This window comes from Thioalkalivibrio sp. ALJ4, assembly GCF_000377225.1.
GTDB lineage: Bacteria > Pseudomonadota > Gammaproteobacteria > Ectothiorhodospirales > Ectothiorhodospiraceae > Thioalkalivibrio.
On the sequence record NZ_KB897917.1, the window covers coordinates 169,054 to 194,675 of the forward strand.

At 66.7% G+C, this 25,622-nt stretch carries 27 protein-coding genes; 3 read left to right on the forward strand and 24 right to left on the reverse strand.

Going from position 1 to position 25,622, the window contains the following annotated elements:
* Position 1 precedes the first annotated feature (1 nt).
* From C936_RS0100820 to C936_RS0100835, 4 genes are all read right to left on the reverse strand, one after another.
* Positions 2-1,000: a zinc-binding dehydrogenase gene (locus C936_RS0100820; RefSeq protein WP_018174915.1), complete on the reverse strand. Its 999-nt coding sequence runs from the start codon at positions 998-1,000 to the stop codon at positions 2-4.
* A gap of 72 nt (positions 1,001-1,072) precedes the next feature.
* The gene (locus C936_RS0100825; protein WP_081601190.1) at positions 1,073-1,588 is read right to left on the reverse strand and encodes a Slp family lipoprotein; all 516 of its coding nucleotides are present in this window, start codon (positions 1,586-1,588) and stop codon (positions 1,073-1,075) included.
* Positions 1,569-2,141 carry a Slp family lipoprotein gene (locus C936_RS0100830; protein ID WP_018137902.1) on the reverse strand — a complete coding sequence of 191 codons (573 nt, stop codon included), beginning with the start codon at positions 2,139-2,141 and terminating at the stop codon, positions 1,569-1,571. Before C936_RS0100830 ends, C936_RS0100825 begins: the two co-directional genes overlap by 20 nt.
* Before the next feature lie 36 nt (positions 2,142-2,177).
* The gene (locus C936_RS0100835) at positions 2,178-3,059 is read right to left on the reverse strand and encodes an HDOD domain-containing protein (RefSeq protein ID WP_018174916.1); all 882 of its coding nucleotides are present in this window, start codon (positions 3,057-3,059) and stop codon (positions 2,178-2,180) included.
* Positions 3,060-3,218: 159 nt separating this feature from the next.
* On the opposite strand from C936_RS0100835, the gene C936_RS0100840 reads away from it, so the two are divergent.
* On the forward strand, positions 3,219-3,998 hold the full coding sequence (locus C936_RS0100840; RefSeq protein WP_018137900.1) for a dienelactone hydrolase family protein: 780 nt from the start codon (positions 3,219-3,221) through the stop codon (positions 3,996-3,998).
* 82 nt (positions 3,999-4,080) lie between these two features.
* Here the strand turns inward: C936_RS0100840 and C936_RS0100845 are convergent, their stop codons facing one another.
* The 6 genes from C936_RS0100845 to C936_RS0100870 form a co-directional block, all read right to left on the reverse strand.
* Positions 4,081-5,361, reverse strand: coding sequence for a response regulator (locus C936_RS0100845; protein WP_018174918.1), 1,281 nt, complete (start codon positions 5,359-5,361; stop codon positions 4,081-4,083).
* Between the two features lie 143 nt (positions 5,362-5,504).
* Positions 5,505-7,058 (reverse strand): bifunctional GNAT family N-acetyltransferase/carbon-nitrogen hydrolase family protein, encoded by a 1,554-nt coding sequence (locus C936_RS0100850; protein WP_018137898.1) that lies wholly within the window; start codon positions 7,056-7,058, stop codon positions 5,505-5,507.
* A 39-nt stretch (positions 7,059-7,097) separates the two neighbouring features.
* Positions 7,098-7,421: a hypothetical protein gene (locus C936_RS0100855; protein WP_018137897.1), complete on the reverse strand. Its 324-nt coding sequence runs from the start codon at positions 7,419-7,421 to the stop codon at positions 7,098-7,100.
* A complete protein-coding gene (locus C936_RS0100860; protein WP_018137896.1) occupies positions 7,418-7,810 on the reverse strand; it encodes a PH domain-containing protein in 393 nt (130 codons plus the stop codon). Before C936_RS0100860 ends, C936_RS0100855 begins: the two co-directional genes overlap by 4 nt.
* 108 nt (positions 7,811-7,918) lie before the next feature.
* A complete protein-coding gene (gene speD, locus C936_RS0100865; protein WP_012983717.1) occupies positions 7,919-8,728 on the reverse strand; it encodes an adenosylmethionine decarboxylase in 810 nt (269 codons plus the stop codon).
* A 111-nt stretch (positions 8,729-8,839) separates the two neighbouring features.
* Complete coding sequence (locus C936_RS0100870; protein WP_018137895.1) at positions 8,840-9,268, reverse strand: OsmC family protein; 429 nt, start codon at positions 9,266-9,268, stop codon at positions 8,840-8,842.
* Between the two features lie 223 nt (positions 9,269-9,491).
* On the opposite strand from C936_RS0100870, the gene crp reads away from it, so the two are divergent.
* On the forward strand, positions 9,492-10,130 hold the full coding sequence (gene crp / locus C936_RS0100875; protein ID WP_018137894.1) for a cAMP-activated global transcriptional regulator CRP: 639 nt from the start codon (positions 9,492-9,494) through the stop codon (positions 10,128-10,130).
* A gap of 95 nt (positions 10,131-10,225) precedes the next feature.
* On the opposite strand, the gene trpC is transcribed toward crp, so the two are convergent.
* From trpC to C936_RS0100940, 13 genes are all read right to left on the reverse strand, one after another.
* Positions 10,226-11,032, reverse strand: coding sequence for an indole-3-glycerol phosphate synthase TrpC (trpC, locus tag C936_RS0100880; protein ID WP_018137893.1), 807 nt, complete (start codon positions 11,030-11,032; stop codon positions 10,226-10,228).
* Positions 11,032-12,069 (reverse strand): anthranilate phosphoribosyltransferase, encoded by a 1,038-nt coding sequence (trpD, locus tag C936_RS0100885; RefSeq protein ID WP_018174920.1) that lies wholly within the window; start codon positions 12,067-12,069, stop codon positions 11,032-11,034. Before trpD ends, trpC begins: the two co-directional genes overlap by 1 nt.
* Before the next feature lie 335 nt (positions 12,070-12,404).
* Positions 12,405-13,604: a multidrug effflux MFS transporter gene (locus C936_RS0100890; RefSeq protein WP_018137891.1), complete on the reverse strand. Its 1,200-nt coding sequence runs from the start codon at positions 13,602-13,604 to the stop codon at positions 12,405-12,407.
* Positions 13,605-13,905: 301 nt separating this feature from the next.
* The gene (locus C936_RS0100895) at positions 13,906-14,499 is read right to left on the reverse strand and encodes an aminodeoxychorismate/anthranilate synthase component II (protein ID WP_018174921.1); all 594 of its coding nucleotides are present in this window, start codon (positions 14,497-14,499) and stop codon (positions 13,906-13,908) included.
* 114 nt (positions 14,500-14,613) lie between these two features.
* Positions 14,614-16,101 carry an anthranilate synthase component I gene (gene trpE / locus C936_RS0100900; protein WP_018174922.1) on the reverse strand — a complete coding sequence of 496 codons (1,488 nt, stop codon included), beginning with the start codon at positions 16,099-16,101 and terminating at the stop codon, positions 14,614-14,616.
* A 91-nt stretch (positions 16,102-16,192) separates the two neighbouring features.
* Positions 16,193-16,876 carry a phosphoglycolate phosphatase gene (locus tag C936_RS0100905; RefSeq protein ID WP_018137888.1) on the reverse strand — a complete coding sequence of 228 codons (684 nt, stop codon included), beginning with the start codon at positions 16,874-16,876 and terminating at the stop codon, positions 16,193-16,195.
* A gap of 17 nt (positions 16,877-16,893) precedes the next feature.
* Positions 16,894-17,583, reverse strand: coding sequence for a ribulose-phosphate 3-epimerase (gene rpe / locus C936_RS0100910; protein WP_018137887.1), 690 nt, complete (start codon positions 17,581-17,583; stop codon positions 16,894-16,896).
* A gap of 180 nt (positions 17,584-17,763) precedes the next feature.
* Positions 17,764-18,087 carry a c-type cytochrome gene (locus C936_RS0100915; protein ID WP_018137886.1) on the reverse strand — a complete coding sequence of 108 codons (324 nt, stop codon included), beginning with the start codon at positions 18,085-18,087 and terminating at the stop codon, positions 17,764-17,766.
* Between the two features lie 136 nt (positions 18,088-18,223).
* Positions 18,224-18,889, reverse strand: a complete 666-nt coding sequence (locus C936_RS0100920; protein ID WP_018137885.1) for an energy-coupling factor ABC transporter permease — start codon at positions 18,887-18,889, stop codon at positions 18,224-18,226.
* 2 nt (positions 18,890-18,891) lie between these two features.
* Entirely contained in the window at positions 18,892-19,509 is a 618-nt protein-coding gene (locus C936_RS0100925; protein ID WP_018137884.1) for a class I SAM-dependent methyltransferase, read from the reverse strand.
* Entirely contained in the window at positions 19,506-20,669 is a 1,164-nt protein-coding gene (locus tag C936_RS0100930) for a 5-(carboxyamino)imidazole ribonucleotide synthase (RefSeq protein ID WP_018174923.1), read from the reverse strand. Before C936_RS0100930 ends, C936_RS0100925 begins: the two co-directional genes overlap by 4 nt.
* Positions 20,666-21,181 carry a 5-(carboxyamino)imidazole ribonucleotide mutase gene (purE, locus tag C936_RS0100935; RefSeq protein ID WP_018137882.1) on the reverse strand — a complete coding sequence of 172 codons (516 nt, stop codon included), beginning with the start codon at positions 21,179-21,181 and terminating at the stop codon, positions 20,666-20,668. Before purE ends, C936_RS0100930 begins: the two co-directional genes overlap by 4 nt.
* A 103-nt stretch (positions 21,182-21,284) precedes the next feature.
* Positions 21,285-22,196 (reverse strand): fructosamine kinase family protein, encoded by a 912-nt coding sequence (locus C936_RS0100940; protein WP_018174924.1) that lies wholly within the window; start codon positions 22,194-22,196, stop codon positions 21,285-21,287.
* A 70-nt stretch (positions 22,197-22,266) separates the two neighbouring features.
* Between C936_RS0100940 and C936_RS0100945 the strand changes: the two genes are divergently transcribed.
* Complete coding sequence (locus C936_RS0100945) at positions 22,267-22,647, forward strand: group III truncated hemoglobin (RefSeq protein WP_018174925.1); 381 nt, start codon at positions 22,267-22,269, stop codon at positions 22,645-22,647.
* A gap of 857 nt (positions 22,648-23,504) precedes the next feature.
* On the opposite strand, the gene C936_RS0100950 is transcribed toward C936_RS0100945, so the two are convergent.
* The gene (locus tag C936_RS0100950; protein WP_018174926.1) at positions 23,505-25,565 is read right to left on the reverse strand and encodes a transglycosylase SLT domain-containing protein; all 2,061 of its coding nucleotides are present in this window, start codon (positions 25,563-25,565) and stop codon (positions 23,505-23,507) included.
* Positions 25,566-25,622: the final 57 nt, after the last annotated feature.

The window sequence follows — 25,622 nt, forward strand, 5'->3', positions numbered from 1 at the left end:
CCTACTCCGGGATCCGCAGCACCAGCTTGCCGCGACGCCCGCCGGCCTCGATACGCCGGTGCGCCTCGGCCGCCTCGGCCAGCGGCAGGCTGTCCTCCACGTTGACCTGCAGCCGCCCGCTGGCCAGGCGCGCGAGCCCCTCGGCCACCAGCGTGGCCTGGTGCTTCAGGCGCCGGCGATCCCCTTCCAGCATCGGGGTCAGCATCAGCTCCAGGCTGATACTGGGGTTGCGCAGGCGCGCCGCGTTCCAGTCGACGTCATCCGGCGGCGCCAGCAGGGTCACCAGATCACCGCCGTAGGCCACCTGTGCCAGCCCATCGCGGAAGACCGGCCCGCCCACGGTGTCCAGCACGATGTCGAAACCGCGCCCGTCGGTGTAGCCCCGGATCGACTCCCCGGCGTCGGGCCGGGTCAGGTCGACCACATCGCCGCCCAGGCCGGTGACCAGGCGCTGCGCCTCTTCGCGACGCACCAGCCCCAGGACCCGGGCCCCGGCCGCGCGCGCGATCTGCACGGCCATCTGCCCCACCCCGCCTGCAGCGGCATGCACCAGTACGGTCTGTCCACGCTGCAGATCGGCGCGCTCGAACAATGCCTCCCAGGCCGTGAGCCAGGTCAGCGGCAAAGCCGCGGCCTGCAGGTCCGTCACCGCGGCCGGTACCGGCACCACGGCCGCCTCCGGGACCACCACCTGCTCGGCATAGGTACCCGGGTCCGCCCCCACGCCACCAAAGCAGAAGGCCACGCGCTGCCCCGGGCGGACATGGCGCACACCGCTGGCGCAGGACTCGACCACGCCGACACCGTCACAGCCGGGCGTGTTACGTGGTGCCCCTGGCACCAGCATGCCCCGTGCCCGAACCTTGGTGTCGACGGGGTTCACGCCGGCCGCCAGCAGCCGAATCTTTACGTCTTCAGTCCCTTCAAGCTCGGGCTCGGGGACTTCCTTCAGTTGCAGGACATCCGCCCCACCGGGCGCGTCGAAAACGATGGCTCGCATCGAGCGACTCCTCGTGCTTGAACATGCCTTTTGGATTTTGAGACCGCGTCAGGAAGTCTTGCCAGCGGCACACTAGAGCCCGATCCCGATGCCGATCCCGAAACGCACGCCCGACGACGGCCTCGGGGGTTCCGGGTCCGGCCACAGGTGGACCGAGTAGGCATCCAGCAGCGGGAAGACATAGGCCAGCTGCCCGATCGAGCCCTCCTCGGTCCCCGAGACCGTCCCCACCGCCGTAACGCGGCGTCCCGGGCGGTAGTCGACCGGATCGGCAAAACCATCGAGCTTGAGGCGAAAACGCCCCGTATTCGCCTGTCGTGTCTGCGGCTCCTGGCGCTGCAGCGGGTAGCTGACCACCTCTAGCACCGTACTGTCCGCACGGTTGTCGACGCGGGCAATCACCCCGCCCCAGACCTGGTCCTCGGCGGGCAGATTGTCAGCCGTCACGCTGCGCGGGGGCACCGGATCACCCACCGCATCGGGGATGTCCAGCGGGCCGGAGGCGCAACCCGCCAGCAGCACCGGCGCAAACACCAGCACCAGCGCAGCGACCCGGGTGCGCCATGCGTTACCAGTACCAGGGATCATATCGCCAGGGGTCGTGACGCCAGTGGTAGGGGTGCGGCCGCCAGTACGGGCCCATATAGCCCGGCGGGCCCCAAGGGTCGTAGTAATACGGATCGCGCGGCGGGGGGCGCTTGGCCCACAGGTGTACCGTCTGTGCGTCGATACGGACGAAGCGATAGTCGAACTCGCCAATTGAGCCGTCCTCTATGCCATCCAGCCGGCCGCGCACCGTGACCTCGCGCCCCTCCGCGTACACCTGGGGATCGAGGAAGTCGTCGATATAGGCACGGAACCGGCCCTCCGACTGGTCGACCTCGCGCGGACGAGCCTCGCGATTGAGCGGGCGCGCCACCACCTCGAGCCGGGTGCCGTCCCGGGTGTTCTCGACCTTTGCAATGACACCGCCCCAGACCACGGCCTGGCCCTTGGTCGCCTCGGGGTCGGCCAGGACCTCGGCGCGGGTCAGGGGCTCCTCCGGCAGGGGCTCGATCCCTTCGGGGATACTCGCACAGCCCACGAGCAACCCGCCCAGCAGCAAGCCGGTCAGCGCAGAAAAGTGACGCAGAAGGTTCATGCCTCTAGGACCGCCCGCAGCGCATCAAGGTTCGCGTCACTCCGGGCCTGACGCACAAAGCGCCTCGACATCCACGATCTCGTGCTGGGCCGCCTCCACGGCCCGCAGCAGGTCCTCCGGCTCCAGCCCGACGGCCTGCCAGACATCCTCGTCCACCGGTGGGGCATCGGCCCAGTCGCGCGAGTCAATCTCGGCCAGGTGGGCCCCGGTATTGGCAAGATGCACCAGCATCACCGCCAACCGGTGCCCCTCGGGCGCTGACTGCGGGTGGTGGTGCCCAGCCACACAGGCCACCAGCCCCTCCGGCAGTCCCCAGTGGGCGGCCAGCGCCCCGCCCAGTTCCGCGTGATCGAAACCCAGCTGCTCGCGCTCGGCCCGCTGCGGACTGGGCCCCGCCCCGATATCCAGGCTGGAGAGAAATGCGCGGTGCGCCGCCTCCGGCGACTGGGTGAACAGCAAGAGCTTGCCCAGATCATGCAGCAGCCCGGCGAGAAACACGCTACCGGCCTGGCGCGGCAGGACGCGGTCAGCCAGGTGGCGGGCGATGACCGCACAGTAGGCGGAATGGCGCCAGAACACCTCCAGCGGCAGACGCTCCTGGTCGGGGATGCGGCCGGTCGCGCGGGTGATCGCACCGGCCACGACCAGACGCTTAAGGGTGTCGCGTCCGAGCAGGTTCACCGCGCGTTCCACGGTATCGACGCTGCGCGTCTGTGCATACGCCGGGCTGTTGGCCAGGCGCAGAACGAGGGCCACCAGACCGGGGTCCCGCCCCAGGGTTGCGGCGATCTGTCCCGGTGTACTGTTGTCATCCTCCAGCAGGCGCGCGACTTCGAACACGACCTGCGGCATCGCCAGCAGCTTGTCGGCCGACTGGACGCGCGCCTCGAGGCTTTCCGTTGCGTGCATCTCGGACATCCTGGTTCTCCACAACAGGGCCGCACGCCCCGCTGTATCTACTGTAGCCCCATGCCCCCCGCCAGGGAAACGAAGCCCGGGCAAATCGCGGCGGAACGAACCATAATCAGGTACTCGGATCACTAATTGTTGCTTGCACCCCACAACGGAGGTTGTCCCATGGCGTTTCGACTGACCGCTGCACTACTGGCCTTTACCCTCCCCGGCCTGGCGCTGGCCGGCATCCAGACCGAGGAGGTCACCTACGATCATGATGGCGAGGAGATGACCGGCTATCTCGCCTACCCCGACAGCGACGGCCCCCACCCGGGCGTCCTGGTGGTCCATGAATGGTGGGGCCACAACGAATACGCCCGCGACCGGGCCGAGCAACTGGCACGCGAGGGCTATGCCGCCTTCGCACTGGACATGTACGGCAGCGGCAAGAGAGCCGACCACCCATCCGAGGCGGGAGAGTTCGCCGGACAGATTCGCGGCAACCGCGACCTGATGCTGGGCCGCTTCGAGGCCGCCCATGACTGGCTCAAGGAGCACGATGCCACAGCCGACCAGGCGCTGGCGGCGGTGGGCTACTGCTTCGGCGGCACGGTGGTGCTGGAGGCCGCGCGTGCCGGAATGGACCTGGCCCTGGTTGCCAGCTTCCATGGCGCACTGGTGACTGACCACCCGGCGAGTGCGGGCGACGTCACGGCGGAAGTCCTGGTCTTCAACGGTGCGGCCGACCCGATGGTCCCGCCGGAGCAGGTGGCGGACTTCCGCGAGGAGATGGATAACGCCGAGGCCACCTATACCTTTGTCGACTTCTCCGGTGTGGTGCACAGTTTCACCAACCCCGGGGCCGACGAGATCGCCGAGAAGTTCGACATGCCGGTGGGCTACGACGAGCGGGCTGACCGCGACTCGTGGAAGCACCTGCTGAGCGCCCTGGAACGCATGTAGTTCGAGTATCTGGCACTGCTCGAGCGTGGCGGGCCCGTTGCCCGCCACGCTCGATTTACGCTACCCGGCCCCGCCGATCCGGTCAGAAGTTGCGGAAAAAGATCAGGGTCCCAAGCCCCACCACCACGGCCACCATGACCAGGATCGCCAGCTTCAGCCAGCGCCAGCCGCGAGAAGGCGCCGGACGACTGCGGCGCTTGCGCGATGAAGGCCTGGCCGCGGGCGTATCGGCCGCCATCGCCGGTGCGGGCGACATCGGTTCGTTGGCACGGGCCACCAGCGGTTCATGCGCCTCCCCGCGCGCAGCGGGGGCGTCACGTTCCTGCCCCGAAAGAGACGTCGCCGACCCCAGCTCCAATTCGCGGATGCGGGCTCGCAGAGTCTGATTGCGTTCGCGCGACTCCTCCAGTTCCTGCTCACGACGGGCCAGCCGTTCAGCAAGGGCCGAGGAGGAGCCGTCCTGCTCCGAACAGCGGGCCTCCAGGTCGGCCCGTGCCCGCTCGGCTGCGGCGGCACGCTCACACTGCTGATTGCGCTCCTGACGCAGCCGGGACGCCTCTTCCAGGGCCTGATCCCGCTCCTTCTGCACGGTCTCGCGCAAGCGGTCCAGCTCGACCAGCTCGTGGTCCAGCCGGATATTCTCGTTCTCGAACTCGCGCACGCGGGCACGTAGTACTTCTAGCTCCTCGACCCGCTCGGACGAGTCCGGAGTGGCCGTCTCCTCGCCCGGATCTTCGCCCGCGATCAGCTCGGCCGCCTGCAGCTCGGCGAGCTGGCCTTCGCTTTCCTCGGCGCGCTGCAAGGCGGCCGTCGCCTCATCGCGCGCCTCGCTCAGCGCGGTGTGCAGGCGTTCGATCTCGCGCTGCGCCTCGCGCTCACTGGCGGATTGCTGGCGTAGCATCAACTCGCGACGCAGCCGGTCCACTTCCTGCCGCAGGAGCTGGTCGCCGCCACCCCCTGTAGTCAGCGGCAGCAGATCATTGACCACCTCGCGCACGCGACCGGGCACAAAGGGCTTCATCAACACAGCGTTGGCGCCCAGTTGCAGCCATTCGCGACTGGCTTCCTCGTCGCTCTCCTGACCGGTGATAATGGCCACCGGAAGATCGGCCGGGAGCCCTTCGGCACCATCGCGAATCCGCAGCAGCAGGTCCTGGCCATCCAGGCCCGGCATAGACAGGTCCGTCAGCACCAGACCGATATCGGCATTGCGCTGCAGGAGCGACCAGGCCTCTTCGCCGTCCGCCGCCTCGTAGACCACACGCTCACCCTGCAGGATGCGCTGCAGGGCGATCCGGATCACCTTGGAATCATCCACTACCAGAATGGCGGTGCGGGTCGTTGCCGATTGTTGTTCAGTCATCAAAGCCCCCCGGGGCACGTCACGTACCGCGCTCCCCTGCACGGCCGGACTCAAGTCCCGCTCTGAAGGTTACGCATGCGCCCGGCCCGGCGCCAGCGCACGCTGCGGCCCGGCGAGAACCGGGTCACGTTTTTGCGCAGCGCTTAAACGGGCTTCGACTTCCACTGGACCGCATACAGATCCCGCCGCCGATCGCGCAGGTTGCGCACCGAGCCGTGGTTACGCAGCTCCTTCAGGTTGTCGAGGTCGAGGTCGACGATCAGGGTCATCTCGGTATTCGGCGTCGCCTCCGCGGCCACCGCGTCATGCGGGAACGCGAAGTCGGACGGCGTGAACACCGCCGCCTGCGAGTACTGCATGTCCATGTTCTCGACCCTGGGGAGGTTGCCGACCGAGCCGGACATCACCACATAGCACTCGTTCTCGATGGCCCGCGCCTGGGCGCAGCGGCGCACCCGCAGATAGGCATTCTTGGTATCGGTCCAGAACGGCACGAACAGGATCTGCAGCCCCTTCTCGGCCATCACCCGGGGCAGCTCCGGAAACTCCACGTCATAGCAGATCAGGATGCCGATCTTGCCGAAGTCGGTGTCGAATACGTGCACCTCGTCGCCACCCTGCAGCCCCCAGTAGGCGACCTCGTCGGGGGTGACATGCACCTTGTACTGTCGGTCCCAGGTCCCGTCACGCCGACACAGATAGGAGACATTGCGCAGGACCTCGTCGCTGTACTCGGGCATCGACCCGGCGACGATGTTGATGTTGTAGGCGAGTGCCAGGCGCACCATCTCCTCGCGGATCTGCTCGGTGTATTCGGCCAGATGGCGCACGGCCTCGGCCGGATACTCCTGGTTGAACGCGCCCATCAGCGGGCCATTGAAGAACTCCGGGAACAGCACGCAGTCGGAGCGGTAGCCGGAGACGGCATCCACGAAGTACTCGACTTGCTGAAACAGCGAGTCGAGGTCCGGTGTCGGGCGCATCTGCCACTGGACCACGCCGATGCGCACGTCCGAACGGCTGCCCCCGATCAGCTTCTCCTTCTCCTCGTAGTAGATGTTCAGCCACTCGATCAGCGTCGCGTAGGCGCCCGATTTCTCGTCGTCCGGGAGGTAGTTGGTGATGATCTTGCGAACGTGGAAATCGTTGGCCAGCTGGAAGGTCAGGATCGGATCGGTGATCTCGTGATTCTTGACCTTCTCCACGTACTGCTGCGGGGTCAGGTCGTCCCGGTGCTGCTCGTAGCCCGGGATGCGCCCACCGGCCACGATCGCGCGCAGATTGAGCTTCTGGCACAGCTCCTTGCGCGCGTCATACAAACGACGGCCGAGGCGCAGGCCGCGATACTCGGGGTGGACAAAGATATCGACGCCGTAAAGGGTGTCGCCATCCGGGTCGTGGGTCGTCAGGAACCCGTTTCCGGTGATCTGCCAGTAGCTGTGCTGATCACCGAATCGCTTGTACTCGACGATCAGGCTGATTGCCGCAGCCACCACCTTGCCCTTGTCCTCGATACAGATCTGGCCTTCGGGAAAACGGGAGATCTGTGACCGAAACTGGGCCTCGCTCCAGGCCCCGTCGAGGTCGTGGTAGACCCGCTCCATGATCTCGCGGATGTCGTCGTAGTCCTCCATCCGTGTCGGCCGCAGCGTCAGGCGGTGCGGGACATTGGGGTCGGCGTCTTGCTGATTGCTCACGCGTTAAGTACTCCGTGACGGGACCGCTCGCCGGTCGGTTCAGAAAATCCAGGCCAGCAGCAGCCAGAAAAAGACAAAGAACAAGAAAAAGCCGGGGATCATGAACTGCAACTCGCCGATCAGCCCCTCACCAGCGGCCAGCGCGAACACCAGCATGACCAGCACCGAGACGATCGCGGCGACCAGGGCCGCCATCTGCAGCCCAATGCCATCGTCGAACGTGATCGCGACCCACTCGGACAGCCCGGGCAGGGTGACGGCCGCGCCCAGCACGATCAACGCCACCAGCAACGCGGCCAGCGCCGAGGTCCCCAGCAGTATGCGCAGGGCCAGGCGGCTGTCGCGGCGATCGCCGGAACTCACGCGGCCGCCTCGCGACGATCGCGCACGTAGTCACGCACGCGGTGCGGATCGGGGATACCGCTCACACGGAACTCCGGGTTGTCGCCGGTGGTGTACACCGCAATCTCGCCGACCCGGAAGATCCGGTTCCAGAAGCTCTGATCGACCTTCACGGTGCGGATCTGGCCAATGTCCAGGTCCACATGGGACTTGCTGAGCAGGCCCTCCTCCAGGTGCACCTGATCGGCATCGATGCGCAGACGCACCGAGCGCGTCTGCAGATACCACCACAGCAGGATCAACAGCCCCAGACCAAAGGCTGCGATCAGCAGGACACTGAAGATGAAACCGAACGGGTGATTGCGAAACATCGCCGGGCGGGCGTCGATCGCGGGCGCACGACTGGACATGGGACCTCCGGTTCGCGGACAGGTCCCGACAGTGTGCCAGATGGAGCGCCCGCCGCGGGTGTCTCCAGGCGATGCTGCCGCGCCGGTCAAGGAACGCGGTATCGCGTATCAGGCGGGGCGGCTCATGTTCTTGCCGTAGAAGATCTCCATCATCTCGTGCTTGAGCAACTTGGCGATGCGCTTGGCCTCTTTCGCCGAGTAGTCATCCTTGCCCAGGCCGAACAGGTAGCTGTCGAGATCGAAATCCTTGAGCACCATCTTGGTGTGGAACAGGTACTCCTGGTACACGTTCACGTCCACCATCTGGTACTTCTCCTTGGTGTCGCGCGAGAGGAAGTCCTGGATAGAGTTGATCTTGTGATCGATGAAGTGCTTCTTGCCACGCACGTCGCGGGTAAAGCCGCGCACGCGGTAGTCCATGATCACGATGTCCGACTCGAAGCTGTGGATCAGGTAGTTCAGCGCGCGTAGCGGGGAGATGCGACCACAGGTGGAAACATCGATATCCGCGCGGAAGGTTGCGATCCCGCCCTCCGGGTGCGCCTCCGGATAGGTATGGACCGTGATATGACTCTTGTCGAGGTGACCGACCACCGTTTCCGGCAGCGGGCCCGGGCCTTCGGTGTAGCCGATCATCTCGGTCGCCACCGGCTCCTCGGAGATCAGCATCGTCACCGAGGCGCCCTGCGGGTCGTAGTCCTGGCGCGAGATATCCAGGATGTTGGCCCCGATCAGGTGGGCCACGTCCGTCAGGATCTGCGTCAGACGCTGGGCGTTGTAGGCCTCGTCGATGTACGCAATGTACTCGTCACGATGGCGTTCGCCGGAGGCGTAGCAGATATCGTAGATATTGAAGCTCAGGCTCTTGGTCAGGTTGTTGAACCCGTGGAGCTTGATCTGCTTCTTGTGACGGGGCATGGCGTTTCCTCTTGCCCGGTGCGCAGGGAACGGCGGATTGTAGACGTCCCGGGGCGTCAGGGAAACACGCTACGCCCTTTGGGGAAAATTCCCGCCGACTGCGCGGGTGTCTCAGCGGGGCGCGGGGCCCTCGAGGATTTCGAAGTCGTGGGTAACCCGGGCCGCCGCCCCCAGCATCAGCGAGGCCGAGCAGTACTTCTCCGCGGACAACTCCACCGCGCGCCCCACCTGCTTCTCGGACAGGCCATGGCCGTAGACCCGAAAGTGCACGTGGATGTCGGTGAACACCTTGGGCACCGTCTCGGCCCGCGTACCGTCCACTGTGACCTCGCAGTCGAGGACCTCCTGGCGCCCCTTCTTGAGCATCGCCACGACATCGAAACTGGTGCAGCCACCCAGCCCCAGCAGCAGCATCTCCATCGGGCGGGCGCCCAGGTTCCGACCACCGGCATCCGGGGGGCCGTCCATCACGATCGCGTGGCCGCTGCCGGTCTCGCCGACAAACGCCACCTGTTCCAGCCACTTCACCCTGACCTGCATGCGCGTCTCCTTTTGCCCACAACTTCGGCCCGTTTGGAAGGCCCTGTGTGGCCTATACTCAACAAAAAATGCATGAACTTTGAGATGCAAGACACAAAATCAAATGCTGGTCGTTGGATTTTGTGACTCGATCCCGACACCCGGGTCCCGCTCACGGAGGGCTGAATTACACTGAAAACCGTCCTCAACAAGCGAGACGTTAAAAGCCATGGATGCCATGACTATGAATAATCCGTTCGTCTACCGCCCGGCGCAGCCGTCGCCGGCACTGGAGCGCTTCCTCGGTTACTGCCATCGCCGGCACTACCGCAAGCGCACGACGATCATTCACTCCGGCACGGTACCGGATACGTTGTACTACGTCGTCAGCGGTTCCGTTTCCGTGTTGGGCGAGAACAACGGCCACGAGCTCGTCCTGGCCTACCTGAACAAGGGCGAGTTCTTCGGCGAACTCGGCATGTTCGAGGATGACCCGCGTTCGGCGACGGTCGTCACCCGCGAGGATACCGAGACCGCCGAGATCCCCTACACCCAGTTCCGCGAGATCGCGCAGCGCGACCCGGAGATCCTGATGCTGCTGACCAGCCAGATCGCCACCCGCCTGCGCCAGACCTCGCGCAAGGTGATGGACCTGGCCTTTGTCGATGTCACCGGCCGCATTGCCCACACCCTGCTGGATCTGGCACGCCAGCCCGACGCCATGACCCACCCGGACGGCATGCAGCTGCGCATCACCCGCCAGGAGATCGCGCGCATCGTCGGCTGCTCTCGCGAGATGGCCGGGCGTGTCCTGAAGGACCTGGAGGAACGCGGGCTGATCACCGCCCACGGCAAGACCATCGTGGTGTTCGGCACCCGCTGAGCGGCACCCTGGCGAAAACCTGCCCGCAGCCAATACGGGCGGGCGCCGCGCCCGCAAGCAAGCAAGCAAACCCCGGGCGACTTGTTGCCGTGGTACTAGTCTTCGCCGCGGAACAGCCGGCCCAGCGCCTGGCCCGGATCCTCGGTCCGCATGAAGGCTTCGCCTACCAGGAAGGCATTCACCCCCGACTCCTGCATGCGCGCCACATCCTCACGGGTATGGATGCCGCTCTCGGTGACCAGTAGCGCCGAGTCCGGCACCTGGTCCTTCAGCTCCAGCGTGGTCTCCAGGCGCGTCTCGAAGGTGCGCAGGTCGCGGTTGTTGATGCCGATCAGATCCGCCCCGATCTTCTTCGCGCGCTCGAGCTCCTCGGCATCGTGCACCTCGACCAGGGCATCCATGCCCAGCTCGCGGGTCAGGAAGTACAGTTCGTGCAGCGCGGTATCATCCAGCGCGGCGGCGATCAGCAGCACGCAGTCCGCCCCCAGCACCCGCGCCTCGTAGACCTGGTAGAGGTCGATCACGAAATCCTTGCGCAGGATCGGCAGCTGGCAGGCCACGCGCGCATCCCGCAGATCCCCGTCACGTCCCTTGAAGAAGTCCACGTCGGTCAGCACCGACAGGCAGGTGGCCCCGTGTTCCTCGTAGCTGCGGGCAAAGACCTCGGGGTTGAAGTTCGGGCTGATCTGCCCCTGGCTAGGGCTGGCTTTCTTGATCTCCGCGATCACGGCCGCGCGGCCGGCATCGATATCGCGCTGTAACGCCGCCCGGAACCCGCGCGGCTCCGGGGCCGACCCCATCCAGCCACGCAGCTCGCGCAACGGCCAGAAGGCCTCGCGTTCCTTCAGTTCCTCGCGCTTGCGCTCGAGGATCCGCTTGAGGATGTCCGGGACGTCAGTCATCAGCTTCCTGCTCCTTGATTGGTCAATCGTGCACTGGTCGCCTGCAGCCGCTCCAGGCGCTCGCGGGCGGCACCCGAATCGATCGCCTCGGCCGCACGGCCAACGCCCGCGGCCAGCGACGCGGCGCCACCCCCGGCGTAGATCGCGGCCCCGGCGTTCAGCAGGACGATATCGCGAGCCGCGCCGGCCTGCCCCTCCAGCACCCCGCGCAGCATCGCGGCCGAGGCCTCCACGCTGTCGACCCGGATCGCGTCCAGCCCGCTCCGTGCCAGCCCGAAATCCTCGGGCACGACGGTGTACTCCTCGATCGCGCCATCCTTCAGCTCGGCCACACGCGTCGGGGCACCGATGCTGATCTCGTCCAGCCCGTCCTCGGCGTGCACCACCAGCACATGCTCGCTGCCCAGTCCCTTCAGGGCCTCGGCCAGCGGCCGCACCCAGGCATCGGAGAACACGCCCAGCACCTGATTCGGCGCCCCGGCAGGGTTGGTCAGCGGGCCCAGCACATTGAACAGCGTGCGCACGCCCAGCTCCTTGCGCGGGCCGATCGCGTGTTTCATCGCGCCATGATGGGCCGGAGCAAACAGGAAGCCAACGCCGACCTCTTCGATGCAGGACCCGACCGCCTCCGGCGCCAGCCCGAGATGGATCCCCAGGTGCTCCAGCACGTCCGCGGAGCCGGACTTCGACGACACCGAGCGGTTGCCGTGCTTGGCCACCCGCACGCCACCGGCCGCCGCGACCAACGCCGAGGCGGTGGAGATATTGAAGGTGCCGGAGGCATCGCCGCCGGTGCCGCAGGTATCGACCAGCCCGGTGCGCGGGACATCCACGCGGGTCGCCAGCTCGCGCATTACACCGGCCGCCGCGCGGATCTCCTCGATGGTCTCGCCCTTCATGCGCAGGGCCACCAGCAGCCCGCCAATCTGGGCGTCGGTGGCCTCTCCGGTCATCACTAACTGCATCACGGCGGTCATGGCCGCCTCGTCCAGGTTCTGACGTTCGATCAGGGCCGCTATGGCTTGCTGCACGGTCACAGGGCTGCTCCTGTCGGGGAATGGGGAGCGCTAGTGTAACGCCCGCTCCCGCGCGGCACGAACCAGGGAAACGCTGCCCCCTATGCACACTCGCGTTGGTACCCCAGGTTTTCCGAGGCTAGGCGCGGCCCTTGCCGGTAGTGGTTCTACCGGCAAGGGCCGCAACGCAGGATCGGGGAACGTGGGGTGCCAACCCCGAAGGGGCTCGGCTGCCCGTTTTTGATCACAACGGGCGCGGGAACAGCGTTGCGGTTCCCTTGTGCAGAATGACTGCACGGCAGTCACCGCGCCTTGTTCGCACGCAAAAGCGACTCGAGCGCGAGTGTGCATAGGGGTCAGCGTTTCCCTAATCCTCCGCCGAACCAGACAAAAGCAGCAAAGAGCCAGATGACCGCCGCACCGGCAACCAGGTGCAGCAGGACGTCATCCAGCCAGTCGACCACGAAGAGCGTGAGCAGGGCTGCAAACCCGAGCTGAATAAAGGCCTGCATCGCCGAGGCCATACCACGCGCCCCCGGATAGCAGTCCAGCGCCAGCAGGGTCAGCGAGGGCATCCCGAGGGCCAGGGCAAAGCTGTACAGCGCAAACGGCAGGGTCACCGCCGCCACCGAGGGTTCCGGGGCCAGCGCCGCCCAGCCCACCAGCGCCAGCGAAATCCCGGTGAGCAGCAAGCCGATGCGGACCGTGACCTCGGGCGCCACGCGCCCGGCACTCCAGCCGGAGGCCACGCCCCCCAGCATCAGCCCGACCACCATGGGCGCGAACAGCCACCAGAAATCGCGCTCGCCCCCGCCGAGATGGACATAGATCAGCGCAGGCGAGGCCGCGACGAACAGGAACTTGGCCCCGAACAGGGTGGTATGCACCAGCACCGGCTGCAGGAACTGCAGGTTGCGCAACGTACCCGCATAGCGCCCCAGCACCAGCCGCGGCCGGCTGGACACGCGCCCGACCGGGGGCAGGGTCTCCGGCAGCCAGAGACGCGCGGCCAGCAACAGCACGACCCCGTAGAGCACCAGGAACGCGAACACCGACCGCCACCCGAACGCGGACTGCAGATAGCCGCCCAGGATGGGCGCGATCGCAGGCCCCATCGCGAACATGATCGTCACAATCGCGAATACGCGCCGCGAATCGATGGGGTCGAAACGGTCGCGCACCAGGGCACGGCTCACCACCACCCCCGCCGCCGCCGCGAAGCCCTGGCCGATCCGCAACCCGATCACTTGCCAGTACTCCACCGCCACCACCAGCAGCGCGGATGTCGCGACATAGGCCACTAGCGCCCACAGCACGACCGGACGCCGGCCAAAGGCATCCGACAGCGGCCCGGCTACCAGCGTGGCCAGGGCAAAGGCGACCAGATAGGAGGACAGCGTCGCCTGCATCGCCGCACCGTCGACGGACAGGTCCGCGGCCATCGCCGGAAACGACGGCAGGTAGGTATCCAGCGAGAACGGCGCCAACAGCGCCAGGGGCGCGACCAGCAGCGCGAAACGCAGCCGGGTGCGGCGTTCTAGGGAAGCACTGGTCAATGTACGCGCCCGCGCTCGAGTCGCTTTTGCGTGCGAACAAGGCGCGGTGACCGCCGTGCAGTCATTCTGCACAAGGGAGCCGCAACGCCGTGCGCACACCCGTTTTTGATAACAACGGGCGGCCGAGCCCCCGCATTGACTAGCTTGTGGGGTTGGAGCCCCATGTTCCCCGATCCTGCGTTGCGCCCCGAATCAATCAAAAACGGGCCGGTAGAACCACTACCCGCTGCACGATGCTCCTGGTCTCGGAAAACATGGGGCACCAACGCGGGTGCGTACATTGACCAGTGCTTCCCTCCGCTCACGCCGGCTGGGGCAGGCGGCGCAGGAAGTTGTCGAGGAGCTCGTGCCCCTGCCGGGTCAGGATGGATTCGGGGTGGAACTGCACGCCCTCGACGTCCAGTTCACGGTGGCGCAGACCCATGATCTCGTCGCGGGTGCCATCCTCGCGCTCGGTCCAGGCGGTGACCTCGAGGCAATCGGGCAGCGAGGCCGACTCCACTACCAGGGAGTGATAGCGCGTGGCCTCCAGCGGATTCTCGAGGCCCGCAAAGACCCCCACCCCGGTGTGATGCACCGGGGAGGTCTTGCCGTGCATGATCTCGCGGGCCCGCACCACGCGCCCGCCGAACACCTGACCGATCGCCTGATGCCCGAGACAGACCCCGAGGATCGGAGTCTGCCCGGCAAAGCGGCGGATCACCTCCATGGACACACCCGCCTCGTTCGGGGTGCAGGGGCCGGGCGAGATCATGATCCCGGCAGGCGCCAGCTCGGCGACCTGGTCGGGGGTGATCTGGTCGTTGCGATGCACCTCGACCTCCGCCCCCAGCTCGCCCAGGTACTGGACCAGATTGAAGGTGAACGAGTCGTAGTTGTCGATCATCAGGATCATGCCGGGAGTCCCTCCGCCGCACCGGACCGGTACAGATCGCAGACTAGCGCGAGTGCGCCCGGCGTGTCCGACAACCGCGTTCGTGCTGCCCGTTCTGCGTCGGTCATCACGCCCTCAGCCACGGTGCTTGCGCGGCCCTAGTCCGCCCAGTGCCAGCTCGGCTGCGCGCACGACCGCGCGCCCCTTGTTCAGGGTTTCCTGCCACTCGTTCTCGGGCACCGAGTCGTGCACCACGCCGGCCCCGGCCTGGATGTGCAGCTCACCGTCATGCAGTACGGCCGTGCGGATCGCGATCGCGGTATCCATGTTGCCGGACCAGGAGAGGTAACCGACCGCACCGGAATACGGCCCGCGCTTGACCGGCTCCAGCTCGTCGATGATCTCCAGCGCGCGGATCTTCGGCGCGCCGGAGACCGTACCGGCCGGGAAGGTCGCCCGCAGCACGTCCATCGGCGAGTGCCCCGGGGCGAGCTGGCCCTCCACATTGGAGACGATATGCATCACGTGCGAGTAGCGCTCGATGGTCATGGTGTCGGTCACCTCCACCGAGCCGATCTCGCAGACCCGACCAACGTCGTTGCGCCCGAGGTCGATCAGCATCAGGTGCTCGGCGCGTTCCTTCGGATCGGCCAGCAACTCGACCTCCAGCGCGCGGTCCTCCTCCTCGGTACGCCCGCGCGGGCGGGTACCGGCGATCGGACGCACGGTCACGCGGTCATCCTCCAGCCGCACCAGGATCTCCGGCGAGGCCCCGACCACATGGTGGTCGTCCAGGTCCAGGTAGTACATGTAGGGCGACGGGTTCAGCGCCCGCAGCGCGCGGTAGAGGTTCAACGGGGGCGCCGAGAACGGCACGCTCATGCGCTGCGCCAGCACCACCTGCATCACGTCGCCGTCCATGATGTATTCCTGCGCCCGCGCCACGGCAGCCTGGAAGCCCTCGGCCGACCAGCCCGGCACATACTCCGGCACCGCGTGCGGGTGCGGCGGGTCCTCCGGCGGTACCAGCGGCTCGCCGATCCGGCTCTCCAGCTCGTCGAGGCGTTCGGCCGCCACGGCCTGTCCGTCGGGGCGAGAGGTATCGGCATGCACCACGAGATACAGCCGCCCGGAGAGGTTGTCGTAGACCACGACCTCCTCGGAGACCATCAGCAGGATGTCCGGCAGCCCCAGCGCATCGGGCTTTTCCGGGCCCTCCAGGCGCGGCTCGATCAGGCGCACGGTCTCGAAGCCGAAGTAGCCGACCAGGCCACCGGTGAAGCGCGGCAGGCCCGGCAGCTCGGCAACCTTGAAGCGCGCCTGGTAGGCCTCGATCCAGGCCAGTGGATCGGTCTCGGTGGTCTGCTCGACCAGGTCACCGTCGGTCTCCACCGTGATGTCGTGACCGTGCACCCGCACCCGGGTCCGCGCCGGCAGGCCGATAAAAGAATAGCGGCCCCAGCGTTCCCCGCCCTGCACCGACTCGAACAGGTAGGAATACGGCCGGTTGGCCAGCTTCAGGAAGATGGACAGCGGGGTCTCGAGATCCGCCAGGACCTCGCGCACCAGCGGGATGCGGTTATAGCCCTCGCGGGCCAGGGCGTCGAACTGTTCGGGGGTCATCACAAGGGTTCCTGACAAGAGAGGGGCAGACGGCGCGGCAGATCAGTCGCCGTTTCGCCATCGCCCCGCTGTCCGGTCCATTGCGATCATGTCAGGCCGCCCGGGCTGGCAGCAGTCCCGGCAGTTCGTCCAGGCGATCCAGCACGGCGTCTGGATTTTCGTCGCGGATGTCGTCGCCGTGATTGTAGCCGTAGGTCATGCAGACGATCTGGAAGCCCGCCGCGCGCGCCGCCTTCACGTCGCTCTTCGAGTCCCCGACCATCAGCGACTCGGAGGGGTCGACACCCAGCTCGTTCGCCGCGTGCAACAGCGGCGCCGGGTCGGGCTTTTTCTGCGGCAGGGCATCACCGGCGACCACGATCTCGAAGTCATCGAGGATGCCCTTCTCGCGCAGCAGCGGCACGGTGAAGCGCTCGGCCTTGTTGGTCACGCAGCCCAGGCGGTAACCGGCGGCCTTCAGCTGGTCCAGCCCCTCGCGCACCCCCGGGTACAGCGGCGAGCGCCCGGCGGTGTTCTCCTGGTAGATGCGCATGAACACCGGCAGGGCCCGCTCGAAGGTCTCCGGGTCCGGCTCGCCGTCGAGCGCATTGAGCAGCGCCCGCTTGACCAGCCTTTCCACGCCGTTGCCGACCCAGTTGCGCACGGCCGCCTCGCCGCGCTCGGGCAGGCCGAGCTCGCGCATCATGGCATCCACGCTATAGGCGAGGTCCGGCACGCTGTCGATCAGCGTGCCGTCCAGGTCGATCAGGATCATGCGGGGGCGCTTCAGGGACATCCTGGTCTCCGGGCGAATCAGGCCTTGGCCATCTCGTCGCGCATCTGCTGGATGATGCTGTTGTAGCGGTTCGCGTCGGAGTCGCTGGACGCGCCGAAGATCGCGGAGCCGGCGACGAAGGTATCCGCACCCGCAGCCTTGATCTCGCGAATGTTGTCGGCCTTCACACCACCGTCGATCTCGAGGCGGATATCACGCCCGGATTCGTCGATCATCTTGCGCGCGGCGCGCAGCTTGTCGAGGGTGGCCGGGATGAACTTCTGGCCGCCAAAGCCCGGGTTCACCGACATCAGCAGGATCATGTCGACCTTGTCCATCACGTATTCCAGGTAGGACAGCGGGGTCGCCGGGTTGAACACCAGACCCGCCTTGCAGCCCTCGGCGTGGATCAACTGCAGGGTGCGGTCGATGTGGTCGGAGGCCTCCGGGTGGAAGGTGATGTAGCTGGCGCCGGCCTGGGCGAAGTCCGGGATGATGCGGTCCACCGGCTTGACCATCAGGTGCACGTCGATCGGCGCAGTCACGCCGTGCTTGCGCAGGGCATCGCAGACCAGCGGGCCGATGGTCAGGTTCGGCACGTAGTGGTTGTCCATCACGTCGAAGTGGACGATGTCCGCGCCGGAGGCCAGGACGTTGTCGACTTCCTCGCCCAGACGGGCAAAGTCGGCGGAGAGGATGGACGGGGCAATGAAATCGGGTTGTGCCATGGGAAGCCTCGCAGAAATCTCTGGGATAGCGGGACCGACCATCGGCCACGCTCTCGGAACCGCGGAACTTTACCGGATGCCGCCATGGCAGGCAAAAGGCGGCGCATGCGACAGGCCCTCCAACGCAAACGGGCCGGGGAAACCCCGGCCCGTCGGCTTGCCACTTCGCGGTTGTCTGAATCAGTTGAATTCGGACTCGATGAAGGCGGCCACGTTGGCGATGTCGTCATCGCTCAGCGCCTGGGCATGCGGGCGCATCAGACCGGTATGGGAACCGACCTCTTCACCGGCGCGGTAGCGCTCGAGCTTGTCGGTCACGTATTCGGCGTCACGACCGGCCAGCGCGGGGAAGATCGCCTGCCCCTTGCCCTGTGCACCATGGCAGCTCAGGCAGGTGGACTGGTACTTGGACTGGCCAGCCTGGATGTCGGCCGCCTGCGCGGCGGAGGACAGCATCAGCACACTCCCTGCGATCCCGGCCAGAACGAACAGCTTGGTTTTCATTGTTGTGGTCTCCTCGTTTGCAGCTCACCAACGGGGTTGCGCCCCATCGTGAAGTGAACGTTAGCAGGGCTTCCCTGAACGGTTCATTAACATAAAAACCCGTAGGGAAATGCGGCCACAAGAAGGTTTGAACGGATCAGCGCCCGTGCACATAGCGTTCGTCAGACCAGGTCGCCAGCCACTCCGGGCGCACCATCACCAGACCGGTGACGACCATGCCGTTGAGGACAGCCTCGGGTAGCACGAGCAGGGCCAGATAGCGCACGTAATCGCGGTAGATATCGCCCCAGGCCAGGTCGGTGAACAGCCCGTAGATCACCGCCGAGGTCAGCACCGTGGCCGCCACCGTCAGGGCCCCGCCGAGGAACGCGACCCCGTACAGGTAGATGAACATGTGGCGGGGCAGCCAGGCCTCAGTCGCCCGCAGCAGCCCCCAGGTCACAGCTACCGGAAGCACGCCCGCCAGCAGGACTGTCAGCGGAAAGGCCGCAAGCGGCAGCGCCCCCAGCAGGGCCAGTCCCGCGACCACCAGAAATACCATCAAGATCGCCAGCTGCCAGCCAAACATCAGCGTAATCGTGGCCATGCCAAGAAAGTGCAGCGCCAGGCCCTCCAGGGTCTGTGCACGCAGACCCCAGATCAGAAACAGACACAGCGTAGCGATCACAAAGAGCTGCGTGCGCCCGGGGACAAAGAAGGCCTCCCAGGGCATGCGTCGCAGCATGATCAGCAGCCCCGCCCCCAGCAGGAGGGCGGACAGCACGCGGAGCGCAACCGGGAGTTCGCCCGCCCCCTCGACCATGGTCAGTCGGGCTCGCGTTCGGCGGCCGCGACGGTGTACTCGCGGCCCTGCTTGACCTTGTCGTAGTTGCCGAACACTTCCTTGAACCCCTTCTCGATAAACCGCCGCAACCCGGTAATGGTTACGACATAGATGCGACCACCGGGGTTCATCTGCTCGTGGGCATCCAGCAGATAGGTGTAGAGCATCTCCCGGCCCACCTTGGCCGGCAGGTTCGAGGCCACGAGATCGAAACGGCGGTCACGAATCTGGGCAAAACCGTTGCTGTTTACGCACTCGACGTTGGTAATGCCGTTGAGCTCGGCGTTGCGCCGGCTGTACTCGACCGCCAGGAAATTGGTGTCCACCAGCGTCGTCATGCCCTGCGGGGCCTTGCGCGCCAGGGTCAGGCCGATCGGGCCATAGCCGCAGCCCAGGTCCAGGCAGTCATCACTCGGACGCACATCGATGCGATCCAGCAGCATGCGCGTGCCATCATCGATCCGGCGCGGCGAAAAAAGCCCCCAGGTCGTGCGAAAGCGCAGGGACTCGCCCGCCAGGGTATCGGCGAATTCGAGGTCGCGCTTGAGCTCCGCCTGACGCGCCCGGCGCGAACGGGAATCCGGGAACGCCTCGGTCACTCGGACACCCCCGCCGCCCGCGCCAGGTCCTGCCACAGCCCCTCGGCGGTGGACGCCGGGGCCATCGCATCGTCCTCGCCAGGCAGGCCCAGCACGCTCAGGTGCCCCATCTTGCGCCCCGCCCGCGCCTCGCTCTTGCCATACAGATGCAGGCGCGCACGCCCGGCCTCCAGCACGTCGGACCAGTCCGGACTTCCGTCCGCGGGCCACAGCCCCCCCAGCAGATTGACCATCGCCACCGGGGTGGTCAGGCGCGCCGGGGCGAGCCCCAGACCGCAGATCGCGCGCACCTGCTGCTCGAACTGGGAGACGGTGCAGGCGTCCAGCGTGTAATGACCGGTGTTGTGCGGGCGCGGGGCGATCTCGTTGACCAGCAGGTCTCCACTCATCGTCAGAAAGAACTCGACCGCCAGCACCCCGCAATAGTCCAGGCGGTCGGCAATCAACTGCGCGATCGCCACCGCGCGCCCGGACAGTTCCTCGTCGACGCGCGCCGGCACCCGGCTCAGGTGCAGGATGCCGCCTCGATGCACATTTTCGGATACCGGGAAGGCCTCGCTGCGACCATCTGCGGTGCGCGCCACCACGACCGACAGTTCGCGCTCGAGCTGCACCCGCTCCTCGAGCACGCAGTCCACACCACCGAGCTCCGCGTGCGCGGCCGCCAGATCGCCGATGTGATCCATCGGGCGCTGTCCCTTGCCGTCGTACCCCAGGCGGGCCGTCTTCAGGATCGCCGGGAAGGATGGCGCGCCGGTGGTGTCCTCGCCACCATCGCCACCGGCCGTGACCGGGCGCCAAGGCGCGACCGCCACCCCGATCTCGGCGAGAAAGCGCTTCTCCTCCAGCCGGTCCTGGGCCACGCCCAGCGCGCAAAGGCCGGGCCGCAGACAGGCATTGGCCTCCAGCCACTCCAGTGCCGGGCGCGGGATATTCTCGAATTCGCAGGTAATCACCGCGCACTGGTCGGCCAGTGCCGATAGCGTCTCCGCATCCTCGTAGGGCTGGCAAAGGTGTCGCGTGGCGACCTGTCCGGCGGGGCTGTGCGGGTCGGGATCCAGCACCCACACGGCATAACCCATCTCGCGCGCGGCCCGCACAAAGTAGCGGCCGAGCTGCCCGCCGCCGAGCAGCCCCAGTGTGGCGGGAGGCAGGATCATGATGCGGCCGGCGGCAGGATCTGGTTCAGCACCGTATCGCGCTGCGCACGCCGGAAAGCGTCCAGACGTTCGCACAGGGCGGGGTCGGAGTTGGCGAGCATCGCGGTGGCAAACAAGGCGGCATTGGCCGCACCGGCCTCGCCAATGGCGAAGGTCGCGACCGGGATCCCCTTCGGCATCTGCACGATCGACAGTAGCGAGTCCTGCCCCTTCAGATGGCGCGAAGCCACCGGTACGCCAAGTACCGGCACCGAGGTCTTGGCGGCCAGCATCCCGGGCAGGTGCGCAGCCCCCCCGGCCCCGGCAATGATCGCGGCCAGGCCTCGTTCGCGGGCCTGCTCGGCATATTCGAACAGGAGATCCGGGGTACGGTGGGCGGAGACCACACGCGCCTCGTAGGGCACGCCCAGTTCCTCCAGCACATCTACCGCGCGTTCCATCGTCGCCCAGTCGGAGGTACTGCCCATCACCACGCCCACGCGCGCAGCGGTTGTGTCGTTGTTGGCCGTCATGGACGGAACCTTAGCCGCCCCGCCTCGGGGCGACAAGCCCGCAACGGGGCCGAATCCTTACGGCGCCGGGCGGACACCGCTCGATCGACCTCTCGCGCGCTGCTCATCTCAGTTCCGCCAGCAGCTGACGGATCATGCGCTCGGCCTGGGAACCATAGCCCCCGCCAAACAGGTGGTCGTGGTTCAGGATGTGGTAGAGGTTGTAGAGCGTCTTGCGCACCGGGTAGCCGGCATCGACCGGACGGATCTCCTCGTAGGCGTTGAAGAAGTCCTGCCCGGGATGACCGAACAGCTCCATCATGGCCAGGTCCGCCTCCGGATCCCCGTAGTAAACGGCCGGATCGAACAGCACGGCCGTACCATCGGACTGGAAGCCCCAGTTGCCGCTCCACAGGTCCCCGTGCAACAGCGACGGCTCGGGGCGGTAGTCGCTGAAGAACCCGCCCAGACTCGCTTCCAGAGACTCCAGCGCCTGGATCAGCGAATGCGCGGCCCCGCGCTCGCGCGCCAGACTCCGCTGGAAGCCCAGGCGCTCGTCGCGATAGAACGACACCCAGTCATCGTGCTGGCGGTTCGACTGCGGCGTCGAGCCAATGTAATTGTCGTGATCCAGCCCGAAGCGCGCCGCCATCTTCATGTGCATGTCGGCCACCCCGTGCCCCAGCGCGACCCCGTCGCGCCGGCCACCCAGGTCCAGCTCCTCCAGCACGATGAAGCAGGCACCCCCCGCCTTGCCCGTACCGATCACCGTGGGGATCTTCACCCGCTCGCAGCGGGCCAGCTCCTCCAGTCCGCGCGCCTCGGCGGCAAACATCGCCTCGGCCATCGCGCCCCGGTTGAGCTTCACGAAAAAACTCCGGCCATCGGTCCCGATCACGCGCTGGGCCTGGTTGATCGAGCCCCCGGAACAGGCCTGGCTTCCTGTCGGCTCGAACGCGCTTGCGGTATGGTCCGTGATGCACTGGGCCACCGCCGCCGTGATGGCGTCAGGGCCCGCAGAATCCAATTGGTTCATCCTCGGTATCCGGCTTGCTGATCAACATGCAGGTTAACGGTTGCCGCGGGATTCGTCAGGAGACTCACCCATGGCCTTTCGCAAACTCGAGCCACTGTGCGACAAGATCGGCGCCGACCGCATCCGCGCGGTCATCGACGACTTCTATCGCCGCCTGTCCAGCGACCCGGAGATCGGGCACCACTTCGAGCGCATTCAGGACTTCGAGTCCCATGTCCGGCGCATCTCGGATTTCTGGTACATGAACCTGGGTGGACGTCTGGAACAGCCGCCCACGATCGACATGGTCGGCAAGCATGCGCCGATGAACCTGACCGAGGCCGATCTGGGGGTCTGGATGCGGCACTTCAAGGCGACCACCGAGGAGCATCTGGAGGCGCCACTAGCGGCCGAGTGGCAGCAGCTGGCCGAGGGCATCGCCAGCCGGATGCGCGAGGACATCATTCGCTAGCGTCGCCCTACCCTCCTGCCCTGTTGGGGCGGGGCCTGGTTCGGCATCCGGTGTTTACGGTGCCTTCGGCCGGCCGCCTGCCATGCGCTCACTCGCGAGCGCGCCCCGAGTTACTTCTTTGCTCGTGCAAAGAAGTAACCAAGAAACACGCCCGGGATTCGCCCAGGAACCTTGCTCCGGACGCGCCAGGCCGGCGGCGCTGAAACTCGCTGCGCCTTTGGCTTCGCTCAGACAGTCAGCGCCCCGTGTCTATTATGAATCGTCCGGCCTGTCACGCCCTCCACAAGGGGCTCATATCGGGAGGGTAGGGCAAAACAGGCGGTGTTCCCGCACCTGTCATAAAGCCCGCGCTGTAGGGTGCGTTGAGCGCAGCGAAACGCACCCTGCCAACGCCGGGGCAACCCCCTGATGCGATTCGCTGCGCTCATCCGCATCCTACGATCAGGTCTTGCGCCCGCTCGCGGGCGCGGCACGCCAGGGCCGAAGGCCGCACGTGCCCAGGATGTCCGAATACCTAGCCTCCAGCCATTCGCACAAACATCAGGACAGCCGTTGTCTTGACCTTATCCCCCCCGTATGAAGCCCCTTGCGGAAGGGTCCTCGGGACGGAAAAGAGGCGCTGACTGTCTGAGCGAAGCCAAAGGCGTAGCGAGTTTCAGCGCCGCCGGCCCGAGGGCCCTGGAGCAAGGTTCCCGGGCGGAATCCGGGTGCCCTTCTTTGGGTACTTTCTTGGGCAAGCAAGAAAGTACCTCGCGGCGCGCTCGCGAGTGAGCGCTTGGCAGGCGGCTGGACGAAGCCAGAGTAAACACCGACGACGAACCAGGGCCAGCCTCAGCGCGTGAAGCAGCCCCGGCCCGTCAGCAGGCGTTTTCGGTGTAGCCCGGCGCATCGCAGAAGGCGCGACCGAGCGCGAGGTCCTCGCGCATGTTGCGCAGCGCCCGGAGGTGATCCTCGCGGCTCGCCGCGAGTTTGGACTCCGGCGCCACCGGGAACAGCAGCTGCGACAGCGACGGCGGGTCCTGCCCCAGACGCACCGCATAGACGATCTGGTAGGCATACACCCGGCGCACGTAATCACGCGTCTCCGAGAACGGGATCAGCTCGGCCCAGATATCGGCGTCCATCTCGCCATCGTCCGGCAGCCAGGAGCGCACGCGATGCGCCCCGGCGTTGTAGGCCGCCGTGGACAGCAGGCTGTGCCCGCCAAAGCGGTCCAGGTTGCGCCGCAGGTAGTAGGTGCCCAGCGTCGCATTGGTCGCCGGGTCGAGGATGTCCCAATCGGAGTTGACCCGGACCCCGGCACTGGAGGCAATCGAGCGCCCGGTCGCCGGCATGATTTGCATCACCCCCAACGCACCGGCCCCGGAGCGCACGTCATGCAGAAAGGCGCTCTCCTGGCGGGCAATCGCCATCGCCCAGGCCGGGTCGATGCCCTGTTTCTCCGCGCCCGGGACGATCACGGAATCGAAGGCCAGCGGGAAGCGCAGCTCGATATCGTCCCAGTTGCGGGCCCGCGCAATGGTGAAGATCGCGCGGTCGTACCAGTTCCAGTCGGCGAACTCGGCGGCCGCGGCCTCGAGCTCGGGCGGCTCCATGTTGGCCACGGTACGGGTCCACTCGCGGCGTGCCTCGGCGTAGCGGTCCAGCGCCACCAGCTCGCGCATGCGCTGCATGGAGGGGCGGGCCATGATCGATTCGCGCGCACCATTGGCCAGCTGCAGAGGCTGGTGCCCGATGCGGTAGGGCTGGCCCAGACGATCGGCGGCCAGGAACCCGTGGAAGTTGCGCTCCCGCGCCGCCCGTTCGTAGAAGAAACGTGCCTCGTCGGCATCGTCCAGTTGCTCCAGCGCCCGTGCATACCAGTACCGCCAGGCGGTCTCATCGCGGGCATCGCGGCTCATGGAGCGGATCGCGCTTTTGACCGTCTCCCAGTCGCCATCATGGAGCGCGGCACGTACCTGCCACTGGCGCAGCTGGTCGTCGAAGACCTCCGCGTCCAGCCCCTCCATGAACTCCAGCGTCTCGGAGCGGAAACGCAGGGCAAGGCGCAGCGCGAGCGCATGCTCAATCTCGCGGGCGGTCTCGGCCGGGAAGCCCAGACGCTCGCCGCGCTCCTCCCAGCCCTTCAGTGCCGCATCCAGGTCCTGCGGAATCCAGCGCTTGAACGCCTGTTCCAGCATCGCCTCGGCAGAACGATGATCGTCCGCGCGGACGTCGACCTCGACCACCCGTGCCGGACGCGACTCGAGCTCCAGCCAGCGCTCCGCCCAGTCGCGATCGGCGCTGGCCAGGTAGCGGCGCAGGTAGCGCGCGAGCCCGGTCTGGCGCGCCTGCATCGCCAGGGCGAAACGCTCCCAGGCCAGCTCATCGGTCAGCCCGCCGGCATCGCGCCAGGCCTTGAGCGCCGGATCACAGGCACTGGGACGGGACTGGCCGTGCAGCCAGATGGAGTCCATATCCTCGATCGCCGCGGAGGTGTTGCCGGTCTCGATCAGTGCCTTGCGCCGCTGGCAGTCCTGCGTGACGGAGAGATCGCGCCCGTCGTCGGCGAAGTCGAGATACCGCGACCAGGCCTCTTCGCGGGCCAGATAGGAGAGGTAGTTGCTGCGCAACTGGCCGGCCAGCGGGGTGTCGTCGTGCTCTTCGATAAAGGCGCGCACGGCATCGGGGTCCGCACGCCCCAGGTCGCGAGCCAGCTCGCGATGATCCAGATAGGGCGTCAGCGGATAGCCCTCGAGCGTGCTGCGGGCATTGCGATAGGCCGTCATGTCGCCACGACTCAGGGCGCGTTCGGCATGCAGGAACAGGCTGCGTTCGAAGACCATCCCGGTCGGGCCCGGGTTAGCCGCCGGAGCCCCGGCGGCGAAGGCCATGACCAGACCGGTCAGACCCGTGGTGAATATCCTGGGCAGGCGCATTGGATTGCGTTCTCGCTTGGCTGATCCGTTCATATTCCGCACGACCTGTGGCGGGCG

What these genes read in the sequence shown, in the direction of transcription:
- C936_RS0100820 (WP_018174915.1), bottom strand. Translation starts at nt 1,000, where the DNA reads ATGCGAGCCATCGTTTTCGACGCGCCCGGTGGGGCGGATGTCCTGCAA.
- C936_RS0100825 (WP_081601190.1), bottom strand. Translation starts at nt 1,588, where the DNA reads ATGATCCCTGGTACTGGTAACGCATGGCGCACCCGGGTCGCTGCGCTG.
- C936_RS0100830 (WP_018137902.1), bottom strand. Translation starts at nt 2,141, where the DNA reads ATGAACCTTCTGCGTCACTTTTCTGCGCTGACCGGCTTGCTGCTGGGC.
- C936_RS0100835 (WP_018174916.1), bottom strand. Translation starts at nt 3,059, where the DNA reads ATGTCCGAGATGCACGCAACGGAAAGCCTCGAGGCGCGCGTCCAGTCG.
- C936_RS0100840 (WP_018137900.1), top strand. Translation starts at nt 3,219, where the DNA reads ATGGCGTTTCGACTGACCGCTGCACTACTGGCCTTTACCCTCCCCGGC.
- C936_RS0100845 (WP_018174918.1), bottom strand. Translation starts at nt 5,361, where the DNA reads ATGACTGAACAACAATCGGCAACGACCCGCACCGCCATTCTGGTAGTG.
- C936_RS0100860 (WP_018137896.1), bottom strand. Translation starts at nt 7,810, where the DNA reads ATGTCCAGTCGTGCGCCCGCGATCGACGCCCGCCCGGCGATGTTTCGC.
- speD (WP_012983717.1), bottom strand. Translation starts at nt 8,728, where the DNA reads ATGCCCCGTCACAAGAAGCAGATCAAGCTCCACGGGTTCAACAACCTG.
- C936_RS0100870 (WP_018137895.1), bottom strand. Translation starts at nt 9,268, where the DNA reads ATGCAGGTCAGGGTGAAGTGGCTGGAACAGGTGGCGTTTGTCGGCGAG.
- crp (WP_018137894.1), top strand. Translation starts at nt 9,492, where the DNA reads ATGAATAATCCGTTCGTCTACCGCCCGGCGCAGCCGTCGCCGGCACTG.
- trpC (WP_018137893.1), bottom strand. Translation starts at nt 11,032, where the DNA reads ATGACTGACGTCCCGGACATCCTCAAGCGGATCCTCGAGCGCAAGCGC.
- C936_RS0100895 (WP_018174921.1), bottom strand. Translation starts at nt 14,499, where the DNA reads ATGATCCTGATGATCGACAACTACGACTCGTTCACCTTCAATCTGGTC.
- trpE (WP_018174922.1), bottom strand. Translation starts at nt 16,101, where the DNA reads ATGACCCCCGAACAGTTCGACGCCCTGGCCCGCGAGGGCTATAACCGC.
- C936_RS0100905 (WP_018137888.1), bottom strand. Translation starts at nt 16,876, where the DNA reads ATGTCCCTGAAGCGCCCCCGCATGATCCTGATCGACCTGGACGGCACG.
- rpe (WP_018137887.1), bottom strand. Translation starts at nt 17,583, where the DNA reads ATGGCACAACCCGATTTCATTGCCCCGTCCATCCTCTCCGCCGACTTT.
- C936_RS0100915 (WP_018137886.1), bottom strand. Translation starts at nt 18,087, where the DNA reads ATGAAAACCAAGCTGTTCGTTCTGGCCGGGATCGCAGGGAGTGTGCTG.
- C936_RS0100920 (WP_018137885.1), bottom strand. Translation starts at nt 18,889, where the DNA reads ATGGTCGAGGGGGCGGGCGAACTCCCGGTTGCGCTCCGCGTGCTGTCC.
- C936_RS0100930 (WP_018174923.1), bottom strand. Translation starts at nt 20,669, where the DNA reads ATGATCCTGCCTCCCGCCACACTGGGGCTGCTCGGCGGCGGGCAGCTC.
- purE (WP_018137882.1), bottom strand. Translation starts at nt 21,181, where the DNA reads ATGACGGCCAACAACGACACAACCGCTGCGCGCGTGGGCGTGGTGATG.
- C936_RS0100940 (WP_018174924.1), bottom strand. Translation starts at nt 22,196, where the DNA reads ATGAACCAATTGGATTCTGCGGGCCCTGACGCCATCACGGCGGCGGTG.
- C936_RS0100945 (WP_018174925.1), top strand. Translation starts at nt 22,267, where the DNA reads ATGGCCTTTCGCAAACTCGAGCCACTGTGCGACAAGATCGGCGCCGAC.
- C936_RS0100950 (WP_018174926.1), bottom strand. Translation starts at nt 25,565, where the DNA reads ATGCGCCTGCCCAGGATATTCACCACGGGTCTGACCGGTCTGGTCATG.